The organism is Massilia phyllosphaerae (genome assembly GCF_034659755.1).
GTDB lineage: Bacteria > Pseudomonadota > Gammaproteobacteria > Burkholderiales > Burkholderiaceae_D > Telluria > Telluria phyllosphaerae.
Map to the genome: position 1 here is coordinate 175,196 of NZ_JAXSQX010000007.1, position 15,596 is coordinate 190,791.

The window sequence follows — 15,596 nt, forward strand, 5'->3', positions numbered from 1 at the left end:
AAAGACTGGCTACAGGGCGTATGCAGTCACGCAAGGCCGGCATTTTTAACGAAATGTCGACTTTCACGATGCATTACCAGCTCGGGTCGTAATAAATTTATGAAAAGTATCAAAAATGATGAATTTGATTCATTATACAGATAAATTTCCAATTAACAACTTAAATTGTCTCAAGGGCACGACATTCATCTGGCTCGACTGCCTGGGTAAGTACCCATGCACCTTTCTCTCTTCCGCGGTAGCACAGGCACTGGATCGCCTGCGCGAAAGTAGTTCCGGAAAATAGGAAGGACTTGTAGAATTGACAAATTTGAGTCAATCACTCTGCAAGCGAAATCCTATAGCTATGTCCGAAACCCCAAGTCATCCCGACGTTTTACCCGGTGAACTACGTTTCCTGGCGGGCGGCGGCAGAGCAACCGACCTGATCCTCGAGCGCGATTGGACCGATCATCCGCTGGGCGCGCCGGCAGGCTGGCCGGATACGCTGAAGTCGACGCTCAGCATGGTGTTGAATTCGCCGGAATCGCTGATTCTGGCCTGGGGCCGCGACGAGTTAACGTTTTTCTTCAACGAGTGTTATTTCCCGATCCTCGGGCCACGCCTGCCCTGGGCAATGGGGGCGCCGTTCCGGACCGTATGGTCGGATGCCTGGGAACAGGCCAAGCCGATCATCGACGAGGCCTTTGCCGGCCGCAGCCAGCGCTTCATGGACCTGCCGTGGAAGCTGGACACCGACCGCGGGCCGGCGGATACCTGGTTCAGCTTTTCGTATTCGCGCGTGCTCGATCCGCAGGGGGAGGTCGTCGGCCTGTTCGTGCTGACCAACGAGACCACGCAGCGCGTGCTGGCCGACGCTGCCCTGAAGCGCAGCCAGGCAGCGGCGCAGGTGGATGCGGAGCGCATACAGCTTGCGCTGGGCGCCGGTGCGATCGTCGGTACCTGGTTCTGGGACATCCCCAACGACAAGTTCACGGCCGACGAACCCTTCGCCCGCGCATTCGGCCTCGATCCCGCACTGGGCCGGAATGGCATTCCCCTGGCAGATGTCGTTGCCACCGTCCATCCCGATGACCAGGACGGCCTGGCCGCGGCAATCGGTGCGGCGATCGCAAAAGGGGGGACGTACTCGCACCAGTACCGGGTTCGTCGTGCCGACGGCGAATATCACTGGATCGAAGCGAATGGGCGCGTCGATCGCGCGCCCGACGGTTCGCCGCTGCGCTTTCCCGGCGTCCTTATCGATCTGAAAGAGCGGCGCGCCATCGAAAGTGAACGGGACACCGCGATCGCCGCTTTACGGACCCTCAACGAGACCCTGGAACAGCGCGTGGCCGAGCGCACGGCGGAGCTGATGCAAGCCGAGGACAAGCTGAGACAGGCGCAAAAGATGGAAGCGGTGGGCCAGCTCACGGGCGGCCTGGCGCACGACTTCAACAATCTGCTGACTGGCATCATGGGCAATCTGGAACTGCTGCAGTTCCAGATGGCGCGTGGACGCCAGCAGGATATCGACCGCTACGTCGGCGCGGCGCGCGAGGCAGCAGGCGCGCTGCCGCCCTCACGCAGCGCTTGCTGGCGTTCTCGCGCCGCCAGACACTGGACCCGAAGCCAACCGACGTGACATTGCTGATCGCCGGCCTCGAAGACTTGTTGCGGCGCACCGTCGGCGGTACGGCGCAAATCGACATCGTCAAGACAGCGGGACTGTGGGCCGCGAACATCGATGCCGGGCAGCTGGAGAACGCGCTGCTGAACCTGTGCATCAATGCCAGGGATGCGATGCCGGACGGTGGCGGGATCACGATCGAGACCGCCAACATCCAGCTGGACGAGCTGACGGCCAGGGAGCATGAACTCCCTGCCGGCGAGTACCTGTCGATCTGCGTCGCCGACACGGGGTGCGGCATGTCCCCCGAGACGCTGCGGCGCGCGTTCGAACCGTTTTACACGACCAAGCCGACCGGCCAGGGCACGGGCCTGGGCCTGTCGATGATCTATGGCTTTGCACGCCAGTCCGGCGGCCAGGTGCATATCGTCTCGGAGGTCGACCGCGGCACGCAGGTCACCATGCTCCTGCCGCGGCATATCGGCGCCATCGATCAGGTCGAGCCGGTCCAGGACACCTGCGATGTGCATGGCGCCGCCGGGCAGACCGTGCTGGTGGTGGATGACGAGTCCAGCATACGCCAGCTGGTCCATGAATTCCTCAGCGATACCGGGTACCGCGTCATCGACGCCGTCGACGGCCCTTCGGCACTCAAGCTGCTCGAATCCGGGACCGACATTTGCCTGCTGATTACCGATGTCGGCCTGCCGAACGGCATGAATGGCCGCCAGCTTGCCGATGCCGCGCGCGCGGTCACGCCTGGTCTCAAGGTGCTGTTCATTACCGGCTATGCCGAAAGCGTGGCGGTTCGTAGCGGCCAGCTCGAACATGGGATGCAAGTCTTGACCAAACCCTTTTCGATGCAGGGTTTGTCGGTGAAGATCGCGCAGATGATCTAGGCCATGGATCAGCCGGGGAGGGGATCGCCATCTGCCGGCGCGACCGATGCGCCTTCGATGCGATGGCGGGCGAGGGCATCCGCGACGAAGCCGCTCGCCTTCACCTCCTCGACAAAGCGCGCAAGGAAGGCCGCGGCTTCTGCGCCGCGGCTGGTCGGCGTGCCCATTGCCTGCCGGATGACCATGAACCGTCCATCCAGCAGGCGCAAGCCGCCAACGCGCCGGGCATCCGCTTCCAGTTGCTGCCTGACGCCCGCCGCGACCTCGGCGCCGGCTTCCAGGAAGGTCTCGACCACGGTGGGCGATGTCGGCGCGCGCAGGATCTGCGCATGGCGCAGTGTACGCGTCAGGAACAGGTCGTAGGCGCTGCCCTTGCCGACGACGACGCGGTGGGCCGCCCCGTCGACTTCGTCGTTGGCCCGGATCGGCGAATCCTCCTTCACCAGGTAGCAGCCTTCGATCAGCACATACGCCGCGCTGAACGCGACCTTTGCGGCGCGCAGCGGGTCGATGGCGAAGAAGCCGATGTCGGCCTGCTCCGCAGCGACGGTATCAACCGACTTGCCCGCCGCATCCACCACCACGAGGTCCAGCGCGACACCCAGTTGCCGCGCGAACTCGCGGGCAAGGTCGACGGACACGCCGCGCGCATTGCCGTCGGCATCGGTGTAAGCGAGGATCGGATTGCCGAGGTTGATGGCAGCGCGCAGTGCGCCGGTTGGCGTGAAGGCGGCAAGCATGGAAGGTGTCGGCGTCATGATTTCTCGAATGTTGGTTATCCAGCGGAACACGGCCCACTTGTCAATGCGACGAAACAAACTCGGCACCGGCAAACGCCGGTGGAAGGGCGAATGCCGCCCGCATCCGTCTGGCTTCCAGCGCAGGCGTCAAGCCGAACAGCCGCCGGAACTCGCGGCTGAACTGCGACGCGCTCGCGTAGCCGACCGCATGACAGGCCGCCTCCGCGGTCAGGTTCTGGCGCACCATCAGCAGGCGGGCCTGGTGCAGCCGGGTCGACTTCAGGTACTGCATCGGCGAGGTCTTCGTGATTTGCTTGAAATGGCTGTGAAAGGCCGGCACGCTCATGCCGGCTTCCCGGGACAGTTGGGGCAGGTCGAGCGCAGCGGCGTAATCGGCATGGATGCGGCGCAGCGCGCGCCCGATTTTCCCGTATTGGCCCCTGGCAGCCAGCGCCTCGCGCAGCGAGCGTCCCTGGGGGCCGGTCAGCACCCGGAAATACAGTTCGCGCAGCAGGCCAGGGGCCAGTACGGCTGCTTCCAGCGGCCGGTTCAGGGCTTCCAGGAAGCGCAGTACCGAAGTGCGCATGTCGGCGTCGATCGGGCTCGACAACATGCTGCGGGGCACCTGCGGCGCTTCGGCCGCGCAGTGGCGGTCGATCTGCAGTACCAGGTCGGCGGCGACAGTGAAATCCAGGTGCAGGTAGAGCGCCAGCAGCGGCTGCGCCGGCGTGGCATCGGTTTCCATGTCGGAGGGCACGGGTACGGACACGGCCAGGTAATGCTGCGCATCGTAGACGAACAGCTGGTCGCCGAAATAGCCGCGCTTGCGGCCCTGGCAAACGATCACGATGCCCGGATCGTACAGCACCGGGGTGCGCCTCAGTGCTCGGTCGGATCGCAGGATGCGCACGCTGGGCAGCGCCGTGAGGTTGTAGCCTTCGTCGGGTGCCAGTGCATGCAGCAGTTCGATCATGCGCTGCTGCGCGTGGCCGGATGCAGCTCCGCTTTTCACGGCTGCTGGAGAGCGCATAGTTTTAGGCAAGAACATTATCGGATAGGGGCTTATTGCCTCGTCGGTTGAAGAATAACATGCGATCTCAGTCAACTCGGGAGCGCACACATGCCATCCAAAAAACTCTTGCTGATTACCGGTGTCAGCAGCGGCTTCGGCCGCGCCCTTGCTCAACAGGCCCTGGCCGATGGCCATCGCGTGGCCGGCACCGTCAGGAACGCGCAGGCCGCCGCAGCGTTCGAGGCCCTGTGCCCGGGCCGTGCCCACGCGCGCCTGCTCGACGTGACCGGATTCGATGTGATCGACCGTGTCGTCGCGGACATTGAAGGGGCGCTGGGTCCGATCGATGTCCTCGTCAACAATGCCGGCTATGGGCACGAAGGCATCCTGGAAGAATCGCCGTTGGCGGACATGCGCCGCCAGTTCGACGTCAATGTTTTCGGCCCGGTTGCAATGATCAAGGCGGTACTGCCATTCATGCGCACGCGCCGGCGCGGCCACATCCTCAACATCACATCGATGGGCGGCTACATCACCATGCCAGGCATCGCCTACTACTGCGGCAGCAAATTTGCACTGGAAGGCATCTCGGATGCGCTGGCCAAGGAGGTCCAGGCCTTCGGCATCGCCGTGACCGCGATAGCGCCCGGTTCGTTCCGCACCGACTGGGCCGGCCGCTCGATGCAGCGGACCGGGCGTTCGATTGCCGACTATGACGCCTTATTCGATCCGGTACGCCAGGCGCGCGCAGAAAAGAGCGGCAGGCAGCCCGGCGACCCGGCCAGGGCGGCGCGCGCGATGCTGGCCTTGATCGAGGCGGAGGCGCCGCCGTCGCACCTGCTGCTGGGCAGAGACGCCTTGCAGCTGGTGCGCGGCAGGCTGGCTGGCCTGGAGAGCGATTTCCGGGCTTGGGAACAGGTCACGGTGTCGACCGACGGCTAAGAGCGCCTAACAAAACCTCCATGGAGGCGCGTTCAAAATGATTGCAAGCACGCACGATTGGGAATTCACAAACCGGTCACATAGTCTTCCTACACTCCCGATGAGTTCAACCACGGGAGACATCATGAACACTTCCTTCTCGCGCCGGCGCTTCCTGGTGTCCGGCGGCGCACTGTCCGGTTCCTTTCTGCTGTCCGGCTGTGGCGGTTCGTCCGGCGCCGCGCCGGCCGTCATTCCCAGCGACGCCGAGCGCCCCAAGCTGCTGTCGGGGCTGCAGTTCGGCGACGTCAATGCGGATCAGGCGATCGTCTGGAGCCGCAGCGACCGCAACGCGATCATGGTGGTCGAATACGACACCACCGAGCGCTTCGCCAATGCCAGCCGCATCGTCGGCCCCACTGCGACCGATGCGACCGACTTCACGTCGCGCGTCGACCTGACCGGCCTGCCGGCGGGCCAGACCGTCTTCGTGCGCGTCAAATACGTCGACCCGAACAACAGCAGCATCCAGAGCGAAACCCTGAGCGGCCAGTTCCGTACCGCGCCGTTCGATGCCCGCAAGCCGGTGCGCTTCCACTGGAGCGGCGACCAGGCCGGCCAGGGCTGGGGCATCAATACCGAGTTCGGCGGCTACCGGATCTACGAGGCGATGCGCAAGCGCGATCCGGATTTCTTCATCCACAGCGGCGACACCATCTATGCCGACGGCCCGATCGAGGCCAAACAGACGGCCGAAAACGGTGCCGTCTGGACCAACATCGTGACCGAAGAAGTGAGCAAGGTCGCCGAGACCTTGAAAGAGTACCGCGGCCGCCAGTCGTACAACATGCTGGATGCGAACTTCCGCAAGTTCGCCACCCAGGTGCCGCAGATCTGGCAGTGGGACGACCATGAGGTGACTAACAACTACAGCGCCTCGAAGGACCTCTCCGGCGACGCCCGCTATACCGAGAAGAGCGTGGTGGTGCTGGCGGCACGCGGCCAGCGCGCCTTCCTCGAGTACGCGCCGATGCGCTACTTCAAGCAACCCGAGGCGCAGCGCGTTTACCGCAAGATCGGGCAGGGTCCGCTGCTCGATGTGTTCGTGCTCGACATGCGCAGCTACCGCGGTCCGAACAGCGCCAACCGCCAGGCACAGGAAAGCGCCGACACCGCCTTCCTGGGCAATGCCCAGCTCGACTGGCTGGTGGCCGAACTGGCGAAGTCGACCGCGACCTGGAAGGTGATTGCAGCCGACATGCCGATCGGCCTGCAGGTGGGCGACGGCAAGGATGCCCAGGGCAACGACAAGTGGGAAGCGATCGCCAACGGCGACGACGGCGCGCCGAGCGGGCGCGAACTGGAAATCGCGCGCCTGCTACGGGCCATCAAGGCGGTCAAGAACGTGGTGTGGGTGACGGCCGACGTGCACTATTGCGCCGCGCATTTCTACGACCCGGCCAATGCGCAGTTCAGCGACTTTTCGCCGTTCTGGGAATTCGTGGCCGGCCCGATGAACGCCGGCGCGTTCGGCCCCAACAAGCTGGACAAGACCTTCGGGCCCAGTGTCGTATTCCAGAAAGCCCCGGTCATTCAGAACTCGTCGCCGTTCTCCGGCTACCAGTTCTTCGGCGAAGTGCTGATCGATCCGGCGACGAAGGCGATGACGGTCGAGCTGATCGACCTGAACGGGGTGTCGCACTTCAGCAAGACGCTGGCGCCGCAACTGGGCTGAACGCGCATCCCATCGCTGGGCGCTGACTTCGGCGGCTGCGTTGTCTCCAAGCGTAGACGCCGGCGATTCCTGCTACTTGCCGGCCAGTTTTTTCTCGCGCCGCGCGCGTTCGTTGATGATCTGGTGCCTGCGGTGATCGGTCATCTTCTTCCACTCGCGCGCTTCGGCGAGGGTACGCAGGCATCCGGTACACAAGCCGGTCTTGCCGTCGAAATGGCACAGCTCGACGCAGGGGGATTTGACTGCCATGGAACTAACTTCAGATAAATAGGGTGAGGGTATCTTAACCGATGCCGTATCACGTTACCTGCCGTTCGGCGGGCAGTCAGTGAGCGATCAGCGGCGGCACCGGCGCCCGCGCCAGCAGCTCGCGGGTAACGCCGCCCAGCATCCATTCGCGGTAGCGGCTGTGGCCGTAGGCGCCGCAGACCATCAGGCCGGCGCCGCTGTCGCGCGCCAGCGCCGCCAGCGCATGCCCGGCGGTGGTCGTGGTTCGTTCCAGCACCACGTCGACGCGTACCCCATGGCGTGCCAGCCACAGCGCCAGGTCGGCGCCGGGCTGTTCGCCGTGCTGCGTGGACAGTTGGTCGGGATTGACCAGGGCCAGCTTGACGGCGTCGGCCCGCACCAGCAGCGGCAGCGCCGCCGTCATGGCCCGCAGCGCCTGGCGGCTGCCGTCCCAGCCGGCCACCACGGTGCCGGGGAGCGCCGCGCCGCGGTATCCGGCCGGCACCACCAGCACCGGCCGGGCGCCGTGCAGGGCGACGTGCTCGGGCAAGCGGCGTATGCGGGCCGGCAAGCCCGGTTCGCTGTCGTCCTGGTCCTGGCCGAGGATGACGAGGTCCGCGTAGCGCGACTGCAGCAGCAGGCCGTACTGGGGCACGTCCTCGATCAGGCGGGTTTCAGCCGATTGGATGCCGAGCCGGGCGGCCTGGGCGCTGAACTCGTCCAGGCGCAGTCTGGCCAGCTTGCGCATGCCGTCGAAGTCGGCCGCCGGCGCCGGCGCCGCCATCGAGCCGGCCAGCAGGGCAAAGTCCAGCCGGGCGATGCCGGTGGCGGCGCTGCCGATGACGTGGGCGCCGTAGTCGCTGGCCAGCAGCGCCGCCGCGTGCATCCGGGCTTCCTGCTCGGGACTGCCGTCGACATGGACAACGATCGTTTTGAGCATGGCGCTTCCCTGGATGACCGCACCATCGTTTGACTAGGTGCTTCGCCCATGGTTTCACCGCCAATGCAAGCGGCATGCCTTGATCGTGCTCATATTACGCCCGCTTCGCGCTCCTAGGATGAACTACGCACGGGCAGCGATGCCATGATCGGGGCGCCAGTCCGGCCAGCCGGTGTGGCGGTGGCGTCGCCGTGCGCTTTCAATTTCGTTCCCTTCCCAGGAGGACACCATGGCCAGCAACCTGACACGCTTCGATCCGTTCAACGACGTGGCCCGGCTCGATCCCTTCCGCCGGATGGAAGACCTGATGCGCGAATTCGCACTGTCGCCGATGCTGCGCAGCGCCGAGCCGGAGCGCCAGATCCGCGTCGATGTGAGCGAAACCGACCGGGTCTACCTGGTCAAGGCCGACATGCCGGGCATCAAGAAGGACGACATCCGCATCTCGGTCGAAGGCAACATGGTGACCATCAGCGCCACCATGCAGGAGGAAAAGCAGGAGAGTTCGGCAGGTACCGTGTACAGCGAGCGCTACAGTGGCGCGCTGTACCGGAGTTTCAGCCTGCCGCAGGAAATCGACGATGCGACCACCGAGGCGACATACCAGGACGGCGTACTGAGCCTGACCTTGCCGAAAAAAACCGGCACAGCCAGGAAACAGATCACGATCCAGTGACCGTAACGCCGCGACGAATCAATTCTGGCTGATAGGAGGCGTCTTGTCCCGTCCCGCTGCCTTGTCGGTCGGGATTGCGTCGGAACACGCCGGCGGCGTCGCCGACATCGCCTGGCGATCCGACCAGATCCGTGCCAGGAATGCGTCGAGCGCCATGAAGCTGGCGCTCGGGGCGCTCAGGTGCGGACAATGCCCGACGTTGTCGATCACGCGCAGGGTGCTGTTCGGCAGGTGGCGCAGCAGGTAAGGGCCGACTTCGTGCGGCACCAGCAAGTCGTCGCTGCACTGCAGTACCAGCGCCGGCACGCTGGAGCGCGGCAGGTCGGCGCGATGATCGGAAAGAAAGGCGACGCGCGCGAAATGGCGCATGATCGCTGCATCGTTGCGGCAGAAACGGCGCGCCAACTCGTTGGTCAGCGCCGGGTGGTGCTGCCCTCCGGTAATCAGCGGTGCCACGTCCAGCGACCAGCCCAGGAAATTGTCTTCCATGGTGGCAAGCAGCGCTTCCAGGTCTTCCGGATTGAAGCCGCCGATGTAGTCGCCGTCGTTGATGAAACACGGCGATGGACTGAGCATGACCTGCGCCGCAAAGCGTGCCGGTGCCCGGATCGTCGCCAGCATGCCGATCATGGCGCCGACGGAATGGCCGACCAGCACCACCGGGCCGCGTGCGCAGGACTCCAGGATATCGAACAGGTCGTCGACATGGCCGTGCAGCGTGGCGTACTTGTCGCGGTCGTACACCTGCAGGTCCGATTCGCCGCATCCGACCAGGTCGTAGGTCACGATACGGTAGCGCTCCTCGAGCACCGGCGCCAGGTAGCGCCACATGGTCTGGTCACAACCGAAACCGTGGATGAAGACGATGGTGGCGGTGCCGGAGCCGGCGACGTGGACATTGTTGCGGAAGCGGACCGACATGCGAGAAACCCCGGCAAAAAATAATGTACGGACAGGCGAATACCGAAATTCTAATATAACTCTGATGCACACGGCATCCTGTCCGGTTTCAATCGAGCAGTTTATCCGCGTCGAACTGGATTACGATGTGTCCCCAATCCAATTGAAAAGCATGACGATGCCGGAACAAGCACTGCCCGATGGGGGGAACACGCGCGCACTACTGGAAGAACTCGACCGCTACCGGTTCCTGGCCAGGCTCGACGAGGCGCTCGGCGGCCTGGACGAGCCCGGCCAGATCGCGCAAGCCGCCGCCAGCCTGCTGTGCGCGCATCTCCAGGGCGACCATTGCCGCTACCTGGACCAGTCGGGCACCGACTGGGAGCGCCTGGCGGGCGGGCTGCAGCAGGTCGCGAGCTACCCGGGCGGCGGCCGGGACGCGCCGTCCGGCCGCACCGTCCCGGCCTGCGTCGTCGACGACTGCCAGGCCGACGCCCGCTTCGCCGGTTACCTGCCGCCCGCCATGGCGGCAGCGCCGGCGGCATTCATGGCAGCGCCGGTGATCGAGGACGGGCAGGTCCTTGCCTGGATGCTGGTGGCGCAGGATGCTCCCCGGCACTGGACGGGGCACGACGTCGCGCTCTTGTCCGCTGTCGCCAGGCGCTGTCACGCATTCATCGAGAATAACCGGATGGGAACCGAGCTGCGCAGCGCCGAGAAGCGCATCCGTGCCAACCACGACTATCTGCGCCTGCTGATCGACAGCGGCGAAGAAGGGTTTTATTCGGTCGACCGCGAAGGCGTCACGATCATGTGCAACACGGCGTTCCTGAAGATGCTCGGCTTCGCGCGCGAAGAAGACGCGGTCGGCCGCAAGCTGCACGGCATCATCCACCATCGGCATCCGGACGGTGCCGAGTACGACGTGTGCGACTGCCCGATCTACCAGTCGGCGCGCTTCGGCACCTTTGCCCACGTCGAGGACGAAGTATTCTTTCGCATTGACGGCTCCGCGTTTCCCGTCGAATACCGGGCGCGGCCGGTCTGGCAAGACGGCGTACTGCAAGGCGCGGTCTGCACTTTCGTCGACGTCACCGAGCGCAGGCGCACCGAGCACGCCCTGCGCCAGAGCGAGGCGCACCTGGCGTCGCTGTTCGCCCAGACCGGCGCCGGCATCAGCGACGCCGACCTGAGCGGCAGGCTGATACGGATGAACGAGCGCTTTTGCCGCATCGTGGGGCGCGCGCGCGAAGATTTGCTGGGCATGCGCATGCGGGACGTCACCCATCCCGACGACCTGGCGCGCAGCGTCGCGCTGTTCGAACGCGCCCTGGCCAGCGGCGAGCCGTACGAGATCGAAAAGCGCTATCTACGCCCGGACGGCGGCATCGTATGGGTCAACAATACCGTGAGCCCGGTACGCGGGGCGGGCGGGGAGATCGAGAGCATCCTGGCGGTGTCGGTCGATATCAGCGAACGCAAGCGCGCCGAAGAGGCCTTGCGCGAGGCCGACCGCAGGAAGGACGAGTTCCTCGCCATGCTGGCGCACGAACTCAGGAACCCGATGGCGCCGATCCGCGCCGCCGCCGACCTGATGGCGGTGGCGCGGCTGGAACCGGAGCAGCTCCGGCGCACCAGCCAGATCATTGCGCGCCAGGTCGGCCACATGACGGGGCTGGTCGACGATCTGCTGGATGTGTCGCGGGTGACGCGCGGCCTGATCACGCTGGAAAAAACCGACCTCGAGGTGAAGCAGGTCGTGGCCGACGCGCTGGAACAGGCGCGCCCCCTGATCGAACAGAAAGGCCACCGCCTGACGCTGGAACTGGACCCGGCGCCGGCCCATGTGGTGGGCGACCACAAGCGCCTGATCCAGATCTTGACGAACCTGCTGAACAACGCCGCCAAGTACACGCCGCGCGGCGGCAGCATCCGCCTGGGCATGCAGGCCAGCGAGCGCGATGTGCGGCTGCAAGTGGCCGATAACGGCGTCGGCATCCCGCTCGAGCTGCAGCCGCGCATCTTCGACCTGTTCGCCCAGGCCGAGCGCAGTCCGGACCGCTCACAGGGCGGCCTCGGCATCGGCCTGGCCCTGGTCAGGAGCCTGGTCGAGCTGCACGGTGGCACGGTGGCCTGTGAAAGCGCCGGCAGCGGCTGCGGCAGCGACTTCGTCGTGACCCTGCCCAGGGCGCTGCCGCCGCAGGGCGATGCCGCATCCGCAAGCGAGCGGCCGGACGGCAGTCCCGTGTTTGCGAGGCGGCGCGTGCTGATCGTCGACGACAACGTCGACGCCGCCCGCATGCTGGCGATGTACCTGGAAGTGGTCGGCCATGAGGTCATGGTCGAGCATGCAGCCACGGTGGCGCTGGAGCGGGCCGACACGGCTCAGCCGGACGTATGCATACTGGATATCGGCCTGCCCGAAATCGACGGCAACACGCTCGCCCGCATGCTGCGCGCCCGCAGCGCGACCGCCGGCGCGCTGCTGATCGCGTTGACCGGCTACGGCCAGGACCAGGACCGCGAACGCGCCATGGCGGCCGGCTTCGACCACTTCCTGGTCAAGCCGGTCGACGCCGGCGCCATGCTCGACCTGATCGAAATGGACTCGGCCGGCCGCTAGAAAGATTGCGGCCGCATGCTTTCTTCAGGCAAACTTCATGCTGGATTGAACCATTCACCGCCAGCCGGGTATATACCGGAAACCGTGGAGACCCAGCTTGGACAGTAGAACCGACGACCCCGCGCTCCTGGCCCGCACGGCCGAGGGCGAAGCCTGCCTGGTCGGCCGTATCGCGGCCGGCGACCGGCGCGCCTTCGAGGCGCTGTACCGCGCCTATTTCCCGCGCCTGGGACGCTTTTTGCAGCGCATGACGCGCAGCAGCGCGCTGATCGAGGAAATCGTCAACGACACGCTGCTGGCGGTGTGGCGCAAGGCGGGCACCTTCGACGGCAGCAGCAAGGTGTCGACCTGGATCTTCGCGATTGCCTACCGGCGCGCCTGCAAGGCCCTGCAGGCGTTCGACGAGCCGGTCGACGCCGGCATCGACGAGCGCGAAGGCGTGGATGCCGACCGCCCCGACTGGCAATTCGAGCGCCTGCGCCTGGCGCATGCGGTGGACGCGGCGCTGGCCCAGTTGCCGCTGGCCCAGCGCACCGCGTTCCAGCTGACCCTGTACCACGACATGAGCCAGGCCGAAATCGCCGACATCATGGCGTGCCCGGTCAATACGATCAAGACGCGGTTGTTCCATGCCCGCAAGCGCCTGGCGCTGCTGCTGGACGGCCAACTGGAGGAACGCCCATGAATCCGCACCGCGAAGCGCAGGAAGCGCTGCCCTGGCTGGCCAATGGCACCCTGGCCGGCAGCGAACTGGAACGGCTGCAGGCGCACCTGAAGGGATGCGCGGCCTGCCGCGCCGATCTCGCCGCGCTGCACACGCTGCGCGCCGCCGGGCCGGGTACGGACCCATCCTGCGACCCCGACGCCGCGCTGGCGCGCCTGCTGCCGCAGCTCGATGCGCTGCCCCCGGCGCAGGCGGCGCCTGCACCCGCGCCTGCACCCGGGCCGGTACCCGCGCCGGCGCCGGCATCGACCTTGCCCGGCTGGCGCACGCGCCTGGCCGCCAACGACGGGCGCTGGCTGCGCGTGGCCGTCGGCGCGCAATGCTGCGTGATCGCCGTGCTGGCGGGCCTGCTGGTGCGGCCTTCGGGCGGCACCGAAGCGCAGGCCGGCGACTACCGCGTGCTCGGTGCCGCGGCCGCTAGCCAGAGCCGGCTGATCGTCATGTTCAAGCCGGACACGCCGGAACGCGAGCTGCGCCGCCTGGTGCTGGAAAACGGCGCTCATATCACCGGCGGGCCGACCGCCACCGGCGCCTGGGTGCTGGCCACCGAACAGGCAGCCGATACGGTGGCCGGGCACCTGCGCGGCCAGCCCGCCGTCACGCTGGCCGAGCCGCTCGGCGCGGAAGGCTCGCCTTGAAGCCCTTGCGCATGCTTGCCGCGATCGCCGCGCTCCTGCTGTACGGCGTGGCGCCGGCACAGGTGCCGGCAGGGGTGCCGCCGTCGGCACACCCCGATCCGGTGGCCGAGGCCGCGCAGCGCCAGGTGCTGGTGATGCTGCGCCTGCCGGCCGGTCACTTCCGTCCCGACGCCTCGTATGGCGGCGGCTACCTGAAGGACAGCGGCAGCGCCGCGCGCCGGCGCGTGGCTGCCGGCATCGCCGCCGCCCACGGCTTGCGCCTGCGCGACAACTGGCCGATGCCGGCCATCGGCGTCGACTGCTTCGTGATGGAAGCGCCGGATGCCGTGCCGTCCGCGCGCGTGCTGGACGAACTGGCGCACGATGCGCGCGTGGCCTGGGCCCAGCCGCTGGCGGACTACCACGGCCTCGACGACGCCGACCCGCTGTACCCGGCCCAGCCGGCGGCGCAGGACTGGCACCTGGCCGAACTGCACCGGGTCAGCACCGGCCGTAACGTCACCGTCGCCGTGGTCGACAGCGGCGTCGACGCCGCCCATCCGGACCTGGCCGGCCAGGTCAAGCTGCGCCGCAATTTCGTCGACGCCGCGCCCGATCCCGCCGAGATTCACGGCACCGCCGTCGCCGGCATCATCGGCGCCCGCAGCGGCAACGGCGTCGGCATCGCCGGCATCGCCCCGGGCGCGTCGCTGATGGCGCTGCGTGCCTGCTGGGAGAGCGGCGGACGCGCCGCGCGCTGCAACAGCCTGACGCTGGGCAAGGCGATCAACTACGCGCTCGAGAACGGTGCCGACATCATCAACCTGAGCCTGGCCGGTCCGCCCGACCGCCTGCTGCAAAGCCTGCTGGAAGCGGCGCTGGGACGCGGCGTGACCGTGGTCGGGGCGGCCGATCCGCAGCGTCCCGACGGCGGCTTTCCGGCCTCGCTGCCGGGCGTGATCGGGGTCGCCCGCAGCGGCGACCGCCACGCGGCCGCGGCGAACCTGCTGTACGCGCCGGGCACCGACGTGCCGACCTGCGCGCCGGGACCGCGCTGGAACCTGGTGTCCGGCTCGTCGTATGCGGCGGCCCATGTCGCCGGCCTGGCCGCGCTACTGGCAGAGGTCCGGCCGCGCGGCGGCGTGCGCCTGCCCGCGGCTGGTAACATAGACGCATGTGCTGCCCTGTCGCGGGCGGCGAAAGCCTGCGTCTGCCTATGCACCCCGACCGCCGTCACGACACCGCCACCTTCGCGCTTGCCGCCTCCAAGCTCGCTGCCTTCACGCTGATCTGCCTCGCCGGGCCCGCCCGCGGCCAGACCAGTGCCGACCTGACCCTCGTCTCCGAATACGCCGGACGCGGCATCGCGCTGGACACCCGGCCGGCGCTGCAGCTGCGCGTCGAGCACGAGACCGCCGCCGGCTGGTATGCCGGCGCTTTCGCCTCGCCGGTCCGGCTCGAGGGGCGGGCCCAGGGCCAGCTGGTCGCCTACGGCGGCAGGGCGCAGCGGCTCACGTCCACGCTGTCCTGGGACGCCGGCGTCACCCGCAGCAGCTTCCTGCGCGACGGCCGCTGGAATTACCGCGAGTTCTACGCCGGCCTGGCGTCGCAGCGCGCCAGCGCGCGCCTGTTCTATTCGCCCGCCTATTATGGGGAGGGGCGCAGCCTGTACCTGGACCTGAGCGGCGCCTATCCCCTGAGCGACGTGGTGCGGCTGGCCGCGCACGCCGGCCTGCTGCATCCGATGGGCGGCTACGAGGGCACGGTGGACAGCATCGGCAACAGCGGCGACGCGCGCATCGCCCTGGTCGCCGACATCGGCGACTGCACCGTACAGGCCGGCGTGCAGACGCGCTGGCGCAGCTACTTGTCCGAATTGCCGCGGGCCAGCGGGTTCACGGCGAGCCTCAGTTTTCATTTCTGAAAAAAAGATTGAACCTTTAGCGTGCCAGCGGGTATTCACGGGCCAGAT

15 protein-coding genes are annotated in these 15,596 nt (G+C 66.8%); 10 read left to right on the forward strand and 5 right to left on the reverse strand.

Going from position 1 to position 15,596, the window contains the following annotated elements; translation table 11 throughout:
• Positions 1-346: 346 nt before the first annotated feature.
• Both U1H99_RS24300 and U1H99_RS24305 read left to right on the forward strand, forming a co-directional pair.
• Positions 347-1,624 (forward strand): PAS domain-containing protein, encoded by a 1,278-nt coding sequence (locus U1H99_RS24300; RefSeq protein ID WP_323144259.1) that lies wholly within the window; start codon positions 347-349, stop codon positions 1,622-1,624.
• The gene (locus U1H99_RS24305; protein ID WP_323144260.1) at positions 1,621-2,508 is read left to right on the forward strand and encodes an ATP-binding protein; all 888 of its coding nucleotides are present in this window, start codon (positions 1,621-1,623) and stop codon (positions 2,506-2,508) included. The genes U1H99_RS24300 and U1H99_RS24305 overlap by 4 nt, the downstream gene beginning before the upstream one ends.
• Positions 2,509-2,516: 8 nt before the next feature.
• Here the strand turns inward: U1H99_RS24305 and U1H99_RS24310 are convergent, their stop codons facing one another.
• On the reverse strand, positions 2,517-3,266 hold the full coding sequence (locus tag U1H99_RS24310) for an ABC transporter substrate-binding protein (RefSeq protein ID WP_323144261.1): 750 nt from the start codon (positions 3,264-3,266) through the stop codon (positions 2,517-2,519).
• 43 nt (positions 3,267-3,309) lie between these two features.
• On the reverse strand, positions 3,310-4,221 hold the full coding sequence (locus tag U1H99_RS24315) for an AraC family transcriptional regulator (RefSeq protein ID WP_323144398.1): 912 nt from the start codon (positions 4,219-4,221) through the stop codon (positions 3,310-3,312).
• 147 nt (positions 4,222-4,368) lie between these two features.
• On the opposite strand from U1H99_RS24315, the gene U1H99_RS24320 reads away from it, so the two are divergent.
• Both U1H99_RS24320 and U1H99_RS24325 read left to right on the forward strand, forming a co-directional pair.
• Positions 4,369-5,202, forward strand: coding sequence for an oxidoreductase (locus U1H99_RS24320; RefSeq protein WP_323144262.1), 834 nt, complete (start codon positions 4,369-4,371; stop codon positions 5,200-5,202).
• A 124-nt stretch (positions 5,203-5,326) separates the two neighbouring features.
• The gene (locus U1H99_RS24325) at positions 5,327-6,916 is read left to right on the forward strand and encodes an alkaline phosphatase D family protein (RefSeq protein WP_323144263.1); all 1,590 of its coding nucleotides are present in this window, start codon (positions 5,327-5,329) and stop codon (positions 6,914-6,916) included.
• Between the two features lie 72 nt (positions 6,917-6,988).
• Here the strand turns inward: U1H99_RS24325 and U1H99_RS24330 are convergent, their stop codons facing one another.
• Both U1H99_RS24330 and U1H99_RS24335 read right to left on the reverse strand, forming a co-directional pair.
• Positions 6,989-7,165: a DUF1289 domain-containing protein gene (locus tag U1H99_RS24330; RefSeq protein ID WP_323144264.1), complete on the reverse strand. Its 177-nt coding sequence runs from the start codon at positions 7,163-7,165 to the stop codon at positions 6,989-6,991.
• Positions 7,166-7,241: 76 nt separating this feature from the next.
• A complete protein-coding gene (locus U1H99_RS24335; RefSeq protein WP_323144265.1) occupies positions 7,242-8,084 on the reverse strand; it encodes a universal stress protein in 843 nt (280 codons plus the stop codon).
• 229 nt (positions 8,085-8,313) lie between these two features.
• Between U1H99_RS24335 and U1H99_RS24340 the strand changes: the two genes are divergently transcribed.
• A complete protein-coding gene (locus U1H99_RS24340; RefSeq protein WP_323144266.1) occupies positions 8,314-8,760 on the forward strand; it encodes an Hsp20/alpha crystallin family protein in 447 nt (148 codons plus the stop codon).
• A gap of 18 nt (positions 8,761-8,778) precedes the next feature.
• Here the strand turns inward: U1H99_RS24340 and U1H99_RS24345 are convergent, their stop codons facing one another.
• Entirely contained in the window at positions 8,779-9,681 is a 903-nt protein-coding gene (locus tag U1H99_RS24345; RefSeq protein ID WP_323144267.1) for an alpha/beta fold hydrolase, read from the reverse strand.
• 157 nt (positions 9,682-9,838) lie between these two features.
• On the opposite strand from U1H99_RS24345, the gene U1H99_RS24350 reads away from it, so the two are divergent.
• The 5 genes from U1H99_RS24350 to U1H99_RS24370 all read left to right on the forward strand — a co-directional run bounded on the left by U1H99_RS24350 (position 9,839) and on the right by U1H99_RS24370 (position 15,548).
• On the forward strand, positions 9,839-12,283 hold the full coding sequence (locus U1H99_RS24350; protein WP_323144268.1) for a hybrid sensor histidine kinase/response regulator: 2,445 nt from the start codon (positions 9,839-9,841) through the stop codon (positions 12,281-12,283).
• 97 nt (positions 12,284-12,380) lie between these two features.
• Positions 12,381-12,968, forward strand: coding sequence for an RNA polymerase sigma factor (locus tag U1H99_RS24355; RefSeq protein ID WP_323144269.1), 588 nt, complete (start codon positions 12,381-12,383; stop codon positions 12,966-12,968).
• Positions 12,965-13,645, forward strand: coding sequence for a zf-HC2 domain-containing protein (locus tag U1H99_RS24360; RefSeq protein WP_323144270.1), 681 nt, complete (start codon positions 12,965-12,967; stop codon positions 13,643-13,645). The genes U1H99_RS24355 and U1H99_RS24360 overlap by 4 nt, the downstream gene beginning before the upstream one ends.
• Before the next feature lie 11 nt (positions 13,646-13,656).
• Positions 13,657-14,913, forward strand: coding sequence for a S8 family peptidase (locus U1H99_RS24365; RefSeq protein ID WP_323144271.1), 1,257 nt, complete (start codon positions 13,657-13,659; stop codon positions 14,911-14,913).
• Entirely contained in the window at positions 14,841-15,548 is a 708-nt protein-coding gene (locus U1H99_RS24370; RefSeq protein WP_323144272.1) for a TorF family putative porin, read from the forward strand. The genes U1H99_RS24365 and U1H99_RS24370 overlap by 73 nt, the downstream gene beginning before the upstream one ends.
• Positions 15,549-15,596: the final 48 nt, after the last annotated feature.